The organism is Anabaena azotica SJ-1, from assembly GCF_047275885.1.
In the GTDB taxonomy this organism is placed as follows: domain Bacteria; phylum Cyanobacteriota; class Cyanobacteriia; order Cyanobacteriales; family Nostocaceae; genus Trichormus_B; species Trichormus_B azotica_A.
On record NZ_CP178454.1, the window covers coordinates 5224199 to 5239498 of the forward strand.

The window sequence follows — 15300 nt, forward strand, 5'->3', positions numbered from 1 at the left end:
ACTCTGTTCCCTGTTCCCTATTCCCTGCTATATCAATACCAATGTCTCTAAAAATGTAGATTGTATCTGGATTAAATAAAAACCTTTTCCATAAGAAAATTTATAAATTTTTGTCCTCTGCGTTCTACTTCCTGCTGTTTTAAAACTACAAAATTCTTACCTTCAAAGAAAGGTTTGGCTGTAATACTAGCTTCTGTAAATAATTTATTAACACCTAAAAATTTAACTTTTAATTCAATTGTTTCTAAAAGTATGCTTCCTACCCTTTGTCCCTGAAAATCTTTATGAACGTAAAAACAATCAATATATCCAGTATTTTCTAAATTAGCAAATCCTAAAATTTTTGCCTCTTTCTCTACTACAAAAGTAAAACTATTATTAAATCTGTTCATCCATAGTTCCCTATCATGTATAACAGTCGCCCAAGCATTTACTTGTTCTTGCGTATAGTCCCGAATATTGATTTGGTGAACCGTATCATAAAACAAATTCAAAATTTCTTCAGTATCATTGATTGTGTATGGTCTGACTTTCATAAAATAGCTCTACTTTTTCTTACAAGAGAGGGCAAATCAATGAGGTACAGAATCTAAATTGAAACCTAGACAACAAGAGAGTCATACACCTGACTCCTGCTGTAATTATTCGTGAACAAAAGTTCTAAAATTTTATGTTTGGTTATGTTGAGTTACTTATTCAAAAAATTTAAGTAAATTTTAACTATCTCATCTTTCTTAGATTCAACCTGGGTGCTAGTATTTTCAGGACTGTATTTTTGGTAACTAGTAGCTTAATAATCTTGTATTGAATGCTACTTTAGTGTAACATGATTGGTTGTTTGTGAAATAAACCTTGTTCGGGCTTTTCACTCAATTTTTAATTGAGCCAGAAATTGTCTGTACATTTCATCTATTTTCTTAGCCAGGTGAAAAAATGCTATTGTTTTTAAAGCTGATTGATTATCTATTAGCAGCTGTTTTTATCAGCGCGGCAATCATCATTTATTTCGACTCCAGTAATCAACAATATGTAATAGTTGGAGCAGGAGCTTTAGCTATTGCAATTTTTTTGTTTTTGCTCAACAGAAGCTCAGTTAATAATGCTCGCAAGGAAGCACAACAGGCTGAACTCCAAAAAAAAGCAGAAATTTATACCTCGTTATTAACTAATAGTAATTCATTGGAAAACAATACCATCGTTCCTGCTAGAGCCAAAGCTTTAGAGTATTGTCAAGATTTGATCAATGACTACAAAGCCACGAGAAATTGGGCAAGAAATCTTTACTATGTCTTGCAAATTTCTACCGTTATTTTGTCAGGTGTTACACCAATTTTAGTATTGGTAGATAAATTAGAAGCAGGACAAGCTTGGCTAAAGTGGCTACCAGTAATTTGTCCGGCTCTTGCTTCTATCGTCGCTAGTATTGTGACTTCATTTCCTTTCCAAAAAAATGCGGTTGCAGCTAACACAACTGTTGAGTTGTTAGAAGCAGAACAAGAGAAATTTATCTTGGGAATTTCACCATCTTACCGTTGTTATGATGTTTCTGGAGAAGCTGAACAACAACAAAGAGTAAGTCAAGCAGTAGAATTGTTTATTAACCAAGTCAATAACATTCACCTACAACAAGTTCAACAAGCAACTGAACAACAGGAGAAGAAAAAAGAAACAACCACAACCGAAGAATCTAGTTCTGATAAGCCTAAAACCGAATAATTTTCTGAATTTAGTTATCAGTTATCAGTTATTTCTTTCCTTACTACTCTGACATTTATTCAATTATTGACAGAGCTATTTTCCACCATTCTAAAAATCATTTCTTCCAATGTTCTCAACAAATCTTGTTCATTATAAGGCTTAGAAAAATAAGCTCTTGCTCCTAATTGCATTGCTAGTTGACGATGTTTATTACTACTACGAGAAGTCAACATAGCCACAGGAATATTTTTTAAATTATCATTAGATTTAACTCGTTCTAAAAAGCTATAACCATCAAGACGCGGCATTTCTATATCACAAATTACAGCTTGAACTTTTAAACCACTTTCTAACTTTTCCCAAGCATCTTGACCATCTTTAGCCTGTTCAACCTGATAACCTCCTTTTTCTAGAGTTAAAGCTAAATAACGTCGGACATTAATTGAGTCATCGACGATTAAAATCATGCCTTTTTGGTGAGTAGGGCTAGTAATGGGTTTATGCTTTTGTGGTTTGAGAAAAGCTGTTTTTAATTTAGTTGCGGGTGATTTATTACTTAACTGACTACTTCTATGGGGACGTTGATTGTTAGTAATCCAAGATACTAATTCATTAGTGTTTATTAATGGCACTACCCGACCATCACCGAGCATTGTACAGTTACTAAAACCATCAGGTAAAGGGATTTTTCCTTCAACTTGACGAATAGCCACTTCTTGCTCACCCCAACAGCGATCTATTTGCACAGCTACGGGTTGATGGTCATTTTTAATAATTAACACACTGCTGGCATTAATTCCCGTGGGACTTTCCAATTCTAAATTATTGTAGTGGGAACAATTAAAATCAAAGTAATTCCCAAGTCGCATTAAAGGTAGCATGGTATCTTGCCATTTGAGAAATTCCCCACCATCCATAGCGAAAACTTGATCATTTTCTAGTAAAAATATTTCTGCAACTACATCTGTAGGAAATGCCAAAATCATGCGGTGATTTAAACCGCTACCTGTTTCACTTTCTACTAATAAAACTCGCGCTACAGACAGTGTAAATGGTACTGATAAAGTAAAAGTTGTACCAATTCCTGGCTGTGTATCAACTTTAATATCACCCCGGACAAGTTGTAGATTATTACGTACTACATCCATTCCCACACCACGACCAGATAAAGCCGTAACTTGATCAGAGGTGGTAAACCCAGGTTCAAAAATCAGTGATAAAAGTTCTTCTTCACTGGCCGCAGCTATTAATGCTGTATCCAAACCCATAGCTATAGCACGTTGGCGGATTTTTTCTAGAGAAATACCTCTACCATCATCACTGATAGCTATGATAGTGCGATCGCTCCGATGATATCCTTTAATTTCAATCAATCCTTGTTCGGGTTTCCCTTGAGCATGACGGGTAGCATAATCTTCAATTCCATGATCAAACGCATTCCGTAATAAATGCATTAAAGGCTCATTTAAAGCCTCTAAAATGCTACGTTCAATTAATGTTTTACCACCTTCTATTTTTAATTGAACATTTTTACCATACTCAATATTTAAATCGCGGATGGCTCTAGGAAATCTTTCGACCAAATCAGATAAAGGACGCATCCGCACCTGTGTTAACTTTCTCTGTACTTGCTTAGAAGTTTTATTTAACTTCCGCGCAATTTGATCTGTATCATCCACACTCAGCTGAATATCACTGGCAACTTCTGCTACCTGCACAATAGTTTCCATCACCTCCTGAGATAGCAGATTTAATTTTTGATAGCGATCTATTTCTAAACTAATTACCCCGGATTCTGTAACCTGCTCATCTGGTGTTGATACTCCAGAAGACATAGTTTTGTTAAAAAGTTTTTGATATGCTGAACGCACTTCTTGATGTTCTTGGTCAAGAGTTTGCACTCTTTGGCTCAGTCCTAAAACCAGTTTGCGTAATCTTTCTAATTGGGAATTTAAGCCATTCCGTTGAATAATTATTTCCCCAAATAAATCATTAATTTCTTCTAATTGCTTACTGGGAACTCTCACTGTGTTTTCATGATTTTCCTTATCTTTAGAAACACCAACAATTTCTCCTTTACGTTCAATATGTTTATAATCTAAAGAGGGAATCTCAGGAATAAATGCTATATTTTGTTCAGAAAACTCAACAGCATTAATTTCTGGTGGTAACTCTATTTCTAAAGGCTCAAAATCAGAAACTGGCTTCTCAGCTACCAAGGTATTTTCTGGCTTGATAGTTATTTTGGGAATATTGATTTGCTGAGGACTAAGGTTAACGACTACTTCACCTAAGTTAATTTCTGTAGGTAATCTATCCCTTTGATTTGTCAGAACTAAAGCTTGCGATCGTCTCCAAGCTTGCAATGCTAATTGACTAATTTCCAAATAACGATTAGGCTGATTTTCTAAATGGTGATTAACTGATTTACAAAGCTGGATAAAAGCAGGTAATTGAAGCATTTCTCCCAACCCACTCAACTCGGAAGCCATCACCTCTACGGCCGTTTTTAAATCATTTGTTGGATGACTTGCTAATAAAGATTCTAAATGTTGTAAACATTCTTCCACCTCAGTTTCAAACAGCAAAGGAACTATTTCTTGTCCATCTTCCGGTGATATCATGGTGGTAATATCCTCTGGAGAAGGATCACCCAACCGCTGATGCAATTCATCAAAAATGGGATAACAAAAAGTTTTTAACCACTTATCATCTAGAGATTTTTTTTCTGATAGCAAATCCACAATTTGCCTTAACCAATCAACTCCAGATAACAGTAAACTCTGCAAATGAGTATCAATTTCTAGAGATTTATTTCGAGTTTTTAAAACTTTAAAAGAATCTTCTAAACGATGCGCTAAATTACTCAATACTTTAAAACCCATCATCGCTGCACCACCCTTAATAGAATGAGCAGTTCGCATGGCTGCATTAATCTTGTCTAATTCGATATGTTTACTCGTATCAATTTCCAACAAAATAGTTTCTAAAGTATTCAAATAATCGGTTGCTTCTTCCAGGAATTGCATCTGGATTTCCATTTCTTTATCATTAGTCATAAATTATCAGTCCTCATTAGTTGTTAGTCACTAATCGTTAGCCAAAAATAAACTTATAAAATGAGAAATTCAAAATCAAAAACATATCTTTAGTAACGTTTTTAGCAATTTCAGTTTAGAAACTTAAATTTGAAAATGAAAAATGCAACATCTTAATTAATTGATTTTGAAAGCTTCTACATTCTTTTTTAATTGCTGGGACATAACCGCAGTATTGTGTAAAGATTCAGAAATTTGGAGAGAAGAATCTTTAGTACGTTGAGAAATAACAGTAATATCTTGCATCAATTTGCTAAGAAATTGAGATGTTTCTAACTGAGAACTAGAAGCAGTAGCAATTGAATTTAGTAAGGTATCTATTTGCTGAGAAATATTTAAAATATCATTTAAACTCTGCTTGGCATCTGCAACAATTTGGGTGCTTTCAACTACCTGATTATTGCCCCCTTCTATTGCTTGTACAACTTCATTTGTATCTCGTTTAATTTTTTCGACAATTTGCTCAATTTCTTGGGTAGCAGCCGCACTACGAGCCGCTAACTCTCCTACTTCTTCAGCAACGACAACAAAACCTTGACCTTCTTCTCCTGCACGCGCTGCTTCAATTCCCGCATTAATTGCTAACAAATTAGTTTGCATAGCAATCTGATTAATTAAAGACACCACGCGGGAAATTTGTTGAGAAGATTCACCCAAATACCTGACTTTTTTAGCAGTTTCACCCGCAGTTTCTTGTAAAGACAGAATATTCTGCACTGTCAAATCTATCGCTTTTTCACTCTGAGCAGCAGTCTGATGAGCATGATGAGCGATCGCACTCACTTCTTGAGCGCCAGCTGCTAAAATTTGCATGGAGTTAGTCATTTGCTCAATTATGGTGAAGGAGCAATTGATATTTTCAACTTGTGTAGTTGCTTCCTGTGCTAAGTCATGGAAATAATTTTGATTTGAATCAAGGGATGTATTAACTTGACCAGTAGTTTGTTTAACTTGGATAAGTATATTGCGGAGATTTGCGACTATTGAGTTAAAAATATTGGCAATATGACCAACTTCCCCATCCATAACATCAGCTTGTACAGTTAAATTTCCCTGAGCAGCACTTTCTATTTGGTTGATTAACTTCACAAGTTGCAAACGTAAAGTATCTTTTTCTTGCCATTGTTGTTCAAATGTAGATTCTTGATGAGCCTGAATATCCCATTCTTTAAGCGCAGTGGGTAATTCTTCATTTTTTTGCTGGCTCAGGGGAATGTTAGTTTCATCATCGGCTAAGGTTTCTATCCTTGCAGATTCAGAGAGATTTGGCTTTGTGAACACCTTCACTAACCCAGCGGCAAGCAATGTCATCAATAAGGCTGTTATGGCTGTGATCTGAGCAATTGCTATCAAAAGTTGTCTTTGGGGATATAGAGCGATCGCCGCATCTTTAGCTAAAATTAATTGCCAGTTTAAATTTGGTAAACCTTCAATTTTTTTAAATGGCACATAACTAACTAGTTGTAATGGTTGATTAATTGTTTGTGCTTGTGGAAATTCACCACCATTTCGTTTGTTTAGCACTTTAGACAAACCAGGATATATTACAGTAGCTTCCTGTCCTAATAAATCTTGCTTGGGACTGAAAATAAATTTTCCTGAATCATCTAGCAAATAATAGTCATCACTATTAGGGGCATATTTTTTTATTTCCGCTGCTAACATATCTATGGGTATGCGAGTTCGCGCCACAGCAATAGTTTTTTGGGTGACAATATCTTTTACAGGTGCGGCAATATATATCACCACTTTGTTATTTTTTAATGTTTCCGGCTGACTAATAACTAGAGCATTACTTTGTAGAACTTCTTGAAAATATTTCCGGACGTTTTCTTGTCCACTAGTTCCACCTCTAGATTGGATCATCACTCGACCATTAAGATCAAAAACTGCCAAATGGTCATAAATTTTATAGGTATCAACAAACCGATTTAATATAGCTTGCTTTTCCGAAAAACTGGTAATTTTACTAATTTCTTGATTTGTCAAAAATGGTAGATTTGAGATAATTTTAATATCTCCCTGTCTTGATAAAATAAAACGGTTAATACTATCACTTAAACTAGTTGCTTCTGCTTCCTGAGTTCTCACAATTTGCTTATTAATAGATTTACTACTAAAGCTATAAGCCATAAAGCCAATTCCCAATACAGGCAATGTACCTACAGCAATGGCAAAAATTACTTCTTTGGCACTAAGTTTAAATTTCTGTAGATATCTAACTATATAATTTCTATGATTATCATCAGGAATTGTGATATCAGATTGATTGATAACTTCTCGTTTATTTTCATTAACTTTCGATGATGCCAGCAAAGATGCCGGATTGTGAGTATTACCACTTTGAGTGGTATCAGTTTTATTAAACATAAATTAATTCCCCCTGAATCTATTTAATAATATCAGTAAAATCTGATTTTCCTAAACTTGAACACTTACAGTGTATTGTAATTTGTAGAAAGTACAAAATAAGATTGATAAAGTAATGCACCAAGATAGTTAAACGAGTAGAACACACTGCTAAACCTGACTGCTACTGTAATCAGTGCAAGAATTAGCATAATTTACAATATTCTGTGCATCTAAAACTAGCAATGTTTCTTCCTTTTGTTCCACACAACCACATAAATAAGGGACTAAACTAGCTGCAACTTGTCCGATAGGAGAATGAATATCATCCGCCATTAATTTAGTTGTACCTTTAATTTCCTGCACAACTAAACCTAAAACCATTGATTCCACGTTGACAACAATAATATTGTACTGCTGAAGACGATAATCTACTCCTTCTAAATTAAACATCTTTGGCAAATCAATTACCCAAATAATTCGACTACGCCAATTCATTAATCCTAATATAAAAGCGGGCATATTAGGCATGGCTGTTACTGATGTAACAGGTACAATGATCGCTTCTTGAGTATGATGAATTGATAAAACTGCCGTAGTTTGTTGATTGAGTTGAAACTTGAGATAACTATCTGGTAAAGACTTTTGGCTGGGTTGATAATAAAGGGTTTGTTTGGAATTTGTCATTGCTTAAAAAATTTATATCAATTGTCAACGAATATTTGGGTTTGATTGTTGATGATTACTAAATTAACCAATGTGTTTAGACACCATTTTTAGCAAATCTGCTCTTGTAAAAGGCTTAGTCAAATATCCTGATGATCTAACAATTTTAGCTTTTGCTTTATCAATAAACCCCGTTCTACCAGTCACCATAATAATGGGTGTATTTTTAAATGATGAATGTCTCCTTAATAATGAACATAGTTCATAACCATCTAAATTGGGCATTTCCACATCTAGTAAAATCAAATCTGGTTTGCTTCTGATAATTTGCATTAAAGCTTTAACGGGATCATTAATCATCACCACTGAAAATGTTTGCTCATCTAAAAAATGTTGGATGGAATTCAAGACGGCTTGACTATCATCAATACAGGCAATTGTATAAAACTCCTTACTCAAAGAAGACTGGGTATTTTTAGGGTTGATCTGTTTGGCAGGGGAGATTTTTTTTGATTTTGAATATTTTTCTCCTAGTTGGTTTTCAGCTTGTGTTTGAGAATTATTATTAGATGCGATCCCTGGCTTAATATTTTCTCGATAATTTAATTGTTTTTGACAATGTTCAACAATTGATTGCAACTCTAAATTACAGAACTTTGGTAGGTCATGTAAATCATGATCAGCATGAAGTTGATAATTACCTTCTTTTAAACAAATAAAGGACTCTAGCACTTCTTTTGCTAATTCTTCTATCAGCATTCCCGCTTGTGCAGGAGTAATGTATTCTTGCTTTACTAACCAGCAGATAGCATAATAATCAGCATTTGCTATCAACTGATTATGATTGGTTTCTGATACCAATCCCATCTGTTCATAAGAGGCATGATTAAAAGCGGGTATTTGCTGATTTAATCTTTGTAATTGACTTTCAAGACGTTCAAAAACTTTATCTGAATAAGTAGCGTAAGTTAGTTTACCTTGTTCTAGATAGATTGACCAAGAAACCAAACCAGTGAATACACTTAAATTTCCCGTGACTTTCCTAGTGCTTAATTGTGCTAGAAGAGAGAGGGGATGTAGTTTGTGAAACAACTTGTAGCTACCTAAAGGAGTTGTCATCATTTTGCTTTTTCTTTAGCTAGATTCAATACTTATGATTCTAATGGGCTTATAGCAGTTCTATTTGGTTTGTAAAGGATAAGCATTGCTAAACCTCTATCCGTGCAGGTAACAAGTAAGCTGCTAATAGACAACAGATGTGGTAATACTTAAAATCAAGTATAAAGCCTCAAATCCTTTGTAGTCCTAAATACAAAGTCTGATTTTGTCGCTGATAGTAAAACTTAACGATAGCAGTGTTAGTTCAAGATTATCAAATCTTAGCCAATTTGTAGATTTTCAATAACTTATTACTGAATATTGCGATTATAAGAAAATAGGCTGAAAACCCTAAAAGTCTCAACCCCAGATCATAGAAGGCAAAATGCACAAGGCCGAAGACCAGATACATAAAGCTGATCAAATCTTTGATTAATGGCAGAAAAAAATTGTATACAAAGTTATGTCTTTCTATATTGAGAAGCGAGAGAAAGACAAAACAGATGATCTATGCTTCAGGATTTTGATCAACGAAAAATATATTTAACTGAATAAATGCGGATGAAAGGACTTGAACCTTCACACCTTGCGGTACTAGAACCTAAATCTAGCGCGTCTGCCAATTCCGCCACATCCGCATCAGTATTCAATATTAGCATAACAAATTATGGATGGCAAGAGGTCATATCAATTAAAAATTAAGGGTAATGGGTGATTGGAAAAAATCTTTTCCCCATACACCCCACACTCTACATTATCGCTACACGGGGTAAACGATGCTTGAAGCCGCAGAGAATTTCCCAGGAAATGGTGTTTAATTGATTTGCCCAGTCATCTGCGGATATTTGTTCTTGTCCCTGTTCTCCTAGTAGGGTGACTATTTCCCCTTCTTGTAAATCGGGTATAGAACTAACATCTAGCATGATTTGATCCATTGTAATTGTGCCTATTTGCTGCACACGCTGTCCACGGAGTAAAACTTGCATTTGGTTGGAAAGACTGCGGGGAACTCCATCTGCATAACCAATTCCGACAACAGCAATACGCATTTCTCTGGGTGCGATAAACTGATGACCATAGCTGACACCGGTTCCTGCTGCAATTGTTTTAACCTGGGTAACCCGTGCTTTGAGTTGTAAAACGGGTTGCAGTTTGATTTTATTTTCTAGGTGGGTAGCGGGATAAAGTCCGTAAATGGCTAAACCTGCACGTACCATGTCATAGTGCAGTGTTGGATCTGCTAGGGTGGCGGCTGAGTTGGCTAAATGCAAGCTGGGAATTTTGATGCCTCTGGCTTTGATTTGTGCGATCGCTTCCTCAAATCGTCTATGCTGTTCTTGCATGATGGCCGGATCAGGACTATCTGCTGTCGCTAGGTGAGAATAAACACTCTTTATATCCAGATGGGGTAATCCCTGTACCAACTGCACAAAATCGCCGGCTTCTTGCCAATTTGTGCCTAATCTAGACATTCCCGTATCTAATTTGATGTGTACAGAGACGGCAGAATTATAATTAATAGCTTCAAGAGTGTTAGAAAATTCTAAGGCCTGTTTGGGGCTACATAGTGTTGGCTGAAGTTTCCAGTGAGCGATCGCATGAATTTGTTCTAGAGTATGAGTTGCTCCTAAAATTAAAATCGGAGCTTTTATACCACCTTCCCTTAATTGAATCCCTTCCGGAACTGTAGCCACTCCCAAGCAACTCGCACCAGCTTCCAAAACTGTTTTAGCAACTGTTACCGACCCATGTCCGTAGGCATCAGCTTTTACTACTGCCATTAACTGGGTACGTGATGATAAAAATCTTACTAACTGCTTAACATTATAGGACAACGCACCCAAATCAATTTCTACCCAAGCTCGCTGCGAAAACCAAGCATAGGTATCACGTTCTTGACTATCAGCAAAACTAGGGGTTTGCTTGCTACTGAACATTTCTCTTCACTCCTATCACACCACTGCAAAGCTTCCAGACGATCTGATGATTCTGATTGCCCCGCTCAAAGCCATATCAATTTAATCAGGAAAGTTTACCGCTTATCCGGGAGTTTGCACAAGTGTTCAGGAGGCAGGAGGCAGGAGGCAGGAGGCAGGAGGCAGGAGGCAGAAGGCAGAAGGCAGAAGGCAGAAGGCAGAAGTCAGGAGGCAGGAGGCAGGAGGCAGAAGGCAGAAGGCAGAAGGCAGAAGGCAGGAGTCAGGAGTCAGAAGAAAGAATTAATTAAGTAAGGATTAGGAAGAAAATATTTCTCCTCTGCTCCCCTGCTCCCCTGCTCCCCTGCTCCCCTGCTCCCCTGCTCCCCTGCTCCCCTGCTCCTCTGCTCCCCTGCTCCCCTGCTCCCCTGCTCCCCTGCTCCTCTGCTCCTCTGCTCCCCTGCTCCCCTGCTCCCCTACTCCCCTGCTCCCCTACTCCCCATCTCCCCTACTAAATTATTTAGGAAGTATAAATTATTCTCATCTCCCCAGGAAGATATATCTGTGTTAAAATATTTAAAACTAATACCTTGAGCTAATATCAATGGGGAAGGTTTTAGTCCTGAACGCCTCTTACGAACCGCTCAACATTACGAGTTGGCGACGTGCCATAGTTTTGTTGATTAAAGGCAAGGCAGAACACGTAGAACATAACGGTAAATTCATCTACTCGGATTTTCCACTGCCAACCGTGATTCGGTTGCGTCATTACGTGCGTGTTCCCTATAAAGAAATTCCTTTGACGCGCCGGAATATATTGCATCGCGATGGACATACTTGTCAATACTGTGGTTATACAGGAGACGAGTTGACATTAGATCATGTAATGCCGCGATCGCGTGGAGGGGGTGATACCTGGGAAAACATTGTTACTGCCTGTGTACGCTGCAACGTCAAAAAAGGCTGTCGTACACCTCAAGAAGCCCGGATGCCTTTGCGCCATCCACCTCGTCAACCTTACAGTAGTCTTTACTTTGAGGTGACTAAACATCTCAAGAGTGGACTTCACCAAGAGTGGCAAAAATATGTAATAGGACTTTGACATTATACAGAGTCAATGAGTAAAGCAGGGAAACAAATTTTTACCTGTAGGTCTTGCTGTTTGACGATTGTCAGGACAGTTTACCACAAGTAGACGGTTTAGTTTGACATTGCTTGGTGTTTATTTGCGGCTGAAGGGGCAAATTCCTAAAAGCCATATGAACGTTCTGCCTAAATCCAGGACAGCAAATAACACACAGAATAGCTATTCTACCTCATTTTTATGAGGTATATATCTTTATGCCTATAATTTTTTAGCAAAAATCAATATTTTTGTCAAAATCAGGTTTTCACAAAAATTGCATAACGTTGATGCCAAAATCAATATTCAATCCAGACAGATGTGATAAATCCTTGACTAATACTCTTGACAAAAAATAGACCAAGGTATGCAGTGCAAAGACAGTTGATTTCTGTCAAGATCATAGTGTGTGGCTAAACCAATGATGCAATGATTGGAGTATCTCGGAAGGCATACACAAGCCACCGCGCTGAACACCAAATGCCCTATGTACTTGAATTCTCCTGTTACTCAATTTGAGAGTTTTTCATTGACCACAGAACCGAATCCGGAGGAAGTTGAGATAGATAAAGAATCTTCTTATGAACTTCCACCCCTTACCCGTCCTTCTTTACCACCATCAAATAATGGTGATGGAGGTATATATTTAGCTCAACGAGGTAATTCTCTAGCACATCAAAAATCAGAAGAATTGCAGAAAACCTTGCTTGGACACAGACATGAGCGTCATTTAGTGATTTTGCAAGATTTCCCTGATCCTGATGCTCTTTCATGTGCTTGGGCTTACCAGTTAATTGCTCAACAGTATGATATCAAATGTGAAATCATTTATGCTGGGACATTAAGCCACCAAGAGAATATTGCCTTGGTTAAGCTAACTACTTTACCTGCTCAAAGGTGGACAATGCAAACCCTGAAAAATAAAGATTTATCATCTTATCAAGGGTTCGTACTAATTGATAACCAGGGAACCACATCTGGGCTGTTATCAGCAGTACAACAAGCAGGACTTCCCCTGGTGGTGCTGGTGGATCATCATAGCTTGCAGGGAGAACTAAAGGCCGAGTTTGTCGATGTTCGTCCTTATGTACGTGCAACTGCAACTATATTTACCCAGTATTTACAAGCGGGTTTGCTGGGATTAGATAGTAGTATTAGCCAGCACGTTAAATGTGCAACTGCTTTGATGCATGGTTTGCGCTCAGATACCAATAGGTTGATGCAAGCGCAGGAAGAAGATTTTATGGCTGCTGCCTATCTGAGCAGATTTTATGATGCTCAGTTGCTGAATGCCATTTTACAGGCAAATCGTTCCAAGCGGGTCATGGATGTGATCGAGCGATCGCTCAAAAATCGCATTGTCCAAAATAACTTTTCCATTGCTGGGGTTGGTTATTTACGCTACGACGACCGGGATGCTATTCCGCAAGCGGCTGATTTTCTAGTGACAGAAGAAAACGTTCACACCGCAGTAGTTTATGGAATTGTTCACGATGAAGATGACGAATTAGAAGTAGTCATAGGTTCCCTAAGAACCACAAAACTTACTTTAGACCCTGATGAATTTATTAAAGAAGCCTTTGGACAAGACAGCACTGGGCGGTTCTTTGGTGGTGGACGTACAGGTGCAGGTGGCTTTGAAATTCCCATGGGTTTTTTATCTGGGGGCAATGAAAATTCTGCTTATGCCAAAATGAAATGGGAAGTTTACGACGCACAAATTAAACAGAAGTTATTGAAATTGGTAAATCCTAGAGATAACCCAATTCAGTCGTAGAAAATGAATTGTTTTCAAGTACAAGAATCAATAGCCGAATTACGTTAAAACCGATTCAAAGACGGTGTTGATTCAGTGGGGGTAAGGCGCATTGCCAAACCCCTACAAATTATTTTTTTGGTGGTAAATTCCTAACTAGCAAGCAGTGTATCAGACAAATCCCATGAAAACTATAGAACTGCAAATATTACAAAGCTTGTATGACCAAGATTTTTATGCTTGGGTAGAACAAACAGCAGAACTTTTAAAATCAGGAAATTGGGAAACGCTAGATTTAGAAAACTTAATTGAGGAAGTGGTGGATTTGGGCAAGAGTCAACAGAGGGCTTTGCAGAGTGCGTTAAGGTTGGTATTATCGCATTTACTAAAGTGGAAATATCAGCCCGAAAAATGCAGTAATAGTTGGCAAATTACCATTACCCGTGAACGACTGAATTTAGATGAGTTATTAACAGAAAGTCCCAGTTTGCAGCGATTTTTAAATGATGCGGATTGGATTAATACTACTTATCAAAGAGCGCGAAGAGAAGCAATTGTGGAAACTGGTTTAGCCGAGGATAACTTTCCTATTGTTTGTCCTTTTGCTGTTGATGAAATTTTAGATTTAGACTTTTATCCTCATAGTAAGATGGAATTTTAACTTTTTCTGATTTTAGGTTAGTGAAATGAAAGTTTATCAAGAAGTTCAATTAAAATTGAAAGATGTGAGTGATATCGAGTTTATTGATATAATGAAACATTTCACTCAACAGGTTAAGGATTGGACTTATCTCGAACAAGAATCGGAAAAGTATGCGAAAATGTAGGTGAAACTTCATGTATTTAGAAGATCATCACTATAATCCAGCATTTGCTATTACATAGATGGGTATATCTTTAAAAATCGAGCCTTTAACTTCATAATGTTCACCTTGTTGAGAGGTATAAAAATGACACAACAAGAATTGTTAAATGAATTTTCATCTCTTCCCGCTGAAGCACAGCGTCAAGTGATAGATTTTATTGCTTTTTTACGGCAAAAATATACAAGGATTGAACCTCCTACTCAGTCACTAGATGTTGATTTGATAAATGATGGATTTATCGGTATTTGGAGTGAACGTCAAGATTTAACAGATAGCAATACTTGGGTACGTGGTGTGAGAAAAAATGAGTGGTCAAATTCTCATGAATAACTCAACTATTGTTGATACTGATATCATCATTGATGTTGGTCGCGGTGTTATCGAAGCAGTAAACTGTTTACAAAATTTGAAAGCAAATTCTAGCTTGGCAATTAGTATAGTCACACAAATGGAACTAATGATTGGTTGTGCTAACAAAGCAGAACTACAGACATTAGAAAAATTCCTCAAACAATTTTATATCATTAAGCTTGATGAAGCTATTTCAGACAAAGCTGTTGATTTATTGCGGTCTTATCGGCTCAGTCATGGTTTATTAATTGCTGATGGTCTAATTGCAGCAACAGCAATAGCGGGGAATTATCCATTTGTTACTAAAAACCAACGAGATTATAGGTTTATTCAAAATTTAAACCTATTACCATATCCATAAATTTGATAAAACCTAACTTAT

The 15300-nt window shown here is 36.9% G+C and carries 12 protein-coding genes and 1 tRNA gene; 6 read left to right on the forward strand and 7 right to left on the reverse strand.

The window, feature by feature from the left end:
* Positions 1-71: 71 nt before the first annotated feature.
* The gene (locus ACLLO5_RS22615) at positions 72-536 is read right to left on the reverse strand and encodes a GNAT family N-acetyltransferase (RefSeq protein ID WP_413172749.1); all 465 of its coding nucleotides are present in this window, start codon (positions 534-536) and stop codon (positions 72-74) included.
* A gap of 397 nt (positions 537-933) precedes the next feature.
* On the opposite strand from ACLLO5_RS22615, the gene ACLLO5_RS22620 reads away from it, so the two are divergent.
* On the forward strand, positions 934-1716 hold the full coding sequence (locus tag ACLLO5_RS22620; protein WP_413172750.1) for a DUF4231 domain-containing protein: 783 nt from the start codon (positions 934-936) through the stop codon (positions 1714-1716).
* 59 nt (positions 1717-1775) lie between these two features.
* Here the strand turns inward: ACLLO5_RS22620 and ACLLO5_RS22625 are convergent, their stop codons facing one another.
* From ACLLO5_RS22625 to alr, 6 genes are all read right to left on the reverse strand, one after another.
* Positions 1776-4757, reverse strand: a complete 2982-nt coding sequence (locus tag ACLLO5_RS22625) for a response regulator (RefSeq protein WP_413172751.1) — start codon at positions 4755-4757, stop codon at positions 1776-1778.
* A 156-nt stretch (positions 4758-4913) separates the two neighbouring features.
* On the reverse strand, positions 4914-7166 hold the full coding sequence (locus tag ACLLO5_RS22630) for a methyl-accepting chemotaxis protein (RefSeq protein ID WP_413172753.1): 2253 nt from the start codon (positions 7164-7166) through the stop codon (positions 4914-4916).
* Between the two features lie 150 nt (positions 7167-7316).
* Positions 7317-7832: a chemotaxis protein CheW gene (locus ACLLO5_RS22635; protein WP_413172754.1), complete on the reverse strand. Its 516-nt coding sequence runs from the start codon at positions 7830-7832 to the stop codon at positions 7317-7319.
* A gap of 63 nt (positions 7833-7895) precedes the next feature.
* Positions 7896-8933, reverse strand: coding sequence for a response regulator (locus ACLLO5_RS22640; protein ID WP_413172755.1), 1038 nt, complete (start codon positions 8931-8933; stop codon positions 7896-7898).
* Between the two features lie 532 nt (positions 8934-9465).
* Positions 9466-9547, reverse strand: a tRNA-Leu gene (locus tag ACLLO5_RS22645).
* Between the two features lie 111 nt (positions 9548-9658).
* Positions 9659-10846, reverse strand: coding sequence for an alanine racemase (gene alr, locus ACLLO5_RS22650; RefSeq protein WP_413172756.1), 1188 nt, complete (start codon positions 10844-10846; stop codon positions 9659-9661).
* Between the two features lie 580 nt (positions 10847-11426).
* Here alr and ACLLO5_RS22655 point away from each other — a divergent pair.
* From ACLLO5_RS22655 to ACLLO5_RS22675, 5 genes are all read left to right on the forward strand, one after another.
* Entirely contained in the window at positions 11427-11924 is a 498-nt protein-coding gene (locus ACLLO5_RS22655; RefSeq protein WP_413172757.1) for an HNH endonuclease, read from the forward strand.
* Positions 11925-12432: 508 nt separating this feature from the next.
* Positions 12433-13722 (forward strand): DHH family phosphoesterase, encoded by a 1290-nt coding sequence (locus ACLLO5_RS22660; protein WP_413172758.1) that lies wholly within the window; start codon positions 12433-12435, stop codon positions 13720-13722.
* A gap of 163 nt (positions 13723-13885) precedes the next feature.
* On the forward strand, positions 13886-14362 hold the full coding sequence (locus tag ACLLO5_RS22665) for a DUF29 domain-containing protein (protein WP_413172759.1): 477 nt from the start codon (positions 13886-13888) through the stop codon (positions 14360-14362).
* 289 nt (positions 14363-14651) lie between these two features.
* The gene (locus ACLLO5_RS22670; RefSeq protein ID WP_413172760.1) at positions 14652-14897 is read left to right on the forward strand and encodes a hypothetical protein; all 246 of its coding nucleotides are present in this window, start codon (positions 14652-14654) and stop codon (positions 14895-14897) included.
* Positions 14890-15279 carry a type II toxin-antitoxin system VapC family toxin gene (locus ACLLO5_RS22675; RefSeq protein WP_413172761.1) on the forward strand — a complete coding sequence of 130 codons (390 nt, stop codon included), beginning with the start codon at positions 14890-14892 and terminating at the stop codon, positions 15277-15279. Before ACLLO5_RS22670 ends, ACLLO5_RS22675 begins: the two co-directional genes overlap by 8 nt.
* The last annotated feature ends 21 nt before the right edge of the window (positions 15280-15300 follow it).

Coding starts and splice junctions, on each gene's coding strand:
- ACLLO5_RS22670 (WP_413172760.1), top strand. CDS start 14,652: ATGACACAACAAGAATTGTTAAATGAATTTTCATCTCTTCCCGCTGAA.
- alr (WP_413172756.1), bottom strand. CDS start 10,846: ATGTTCAGTAGCAAGCAAACCCCTAGTTTTGCTGATAGTCAAGAACGT.
- ACLLO5_RS22625 (WP_413172751.1), bottom strand. CDS start 4,757: ATGACTAATGATAAAGAAATGGAAATCCAGATGCAATTCCTGGAAGAA.
- ACLLO5_RS22615 (WP_413172749.1), bottom strand. CDS start 536: ATGAAAGTCAGACCATACACAATCAATGATACTGAAGAAATTTTGAAT.
- ACLLO5_RS22620 (WP_413172750.1), top strand. CDS start 934: ATGCTATTGTTTTTAAAGCTGATTGATTATCTATTAGCAGCTGTTTTT.
- ACLLO5_RS22635 (WP_413172754.1), bottom strand. CDS start 7,832: ATGACAAATTCCAAACAAACCCTTTATTATCAACCCAGCCAAAAGTCT.
- ACLLO5_RS22660 (WP_413172758.1), top strand. CDS start 12,433: ATGTACTTGAATTCTCCTGTTACTCAATTTGAGAGTTTTTCATTGACC.
- ACLLO5_RS22640 (WP_413172755.1), bottom strand. CDS start 8,933: ATGATGACAACTCCTTTAGGTAGCTACAAGTTGTTTCACAAACTACAT.
- ACLLO5_RS22655 (WP_413172757.1), top strand. CDS start 11,427: ATGGGGAAGGTTTTAGTCCTGAACGCCTCTTACGAACCGCTCAACATT.
- ACLLO5_RS22665 (WP_413172759.1), top strand. CDS start 13,886: ATGAAAACTATAGAACTGCAAATATTACAAAGCTTGTATGACCAAGAT.
- ACLLO5_RS22630 (WP_413172753.1), bottom strand. CDS start 7,166: ATGTTTAATAAAACTGATACCACTCAAAGTGGTAATACTCACAATCCG.
- ACLLO5_RS22675 (WP_413172761.1), top strand. CDS start 14,890: ATGAATAACTCAACTATTGTTGATACTGATATCATCATTGATGTTGGT.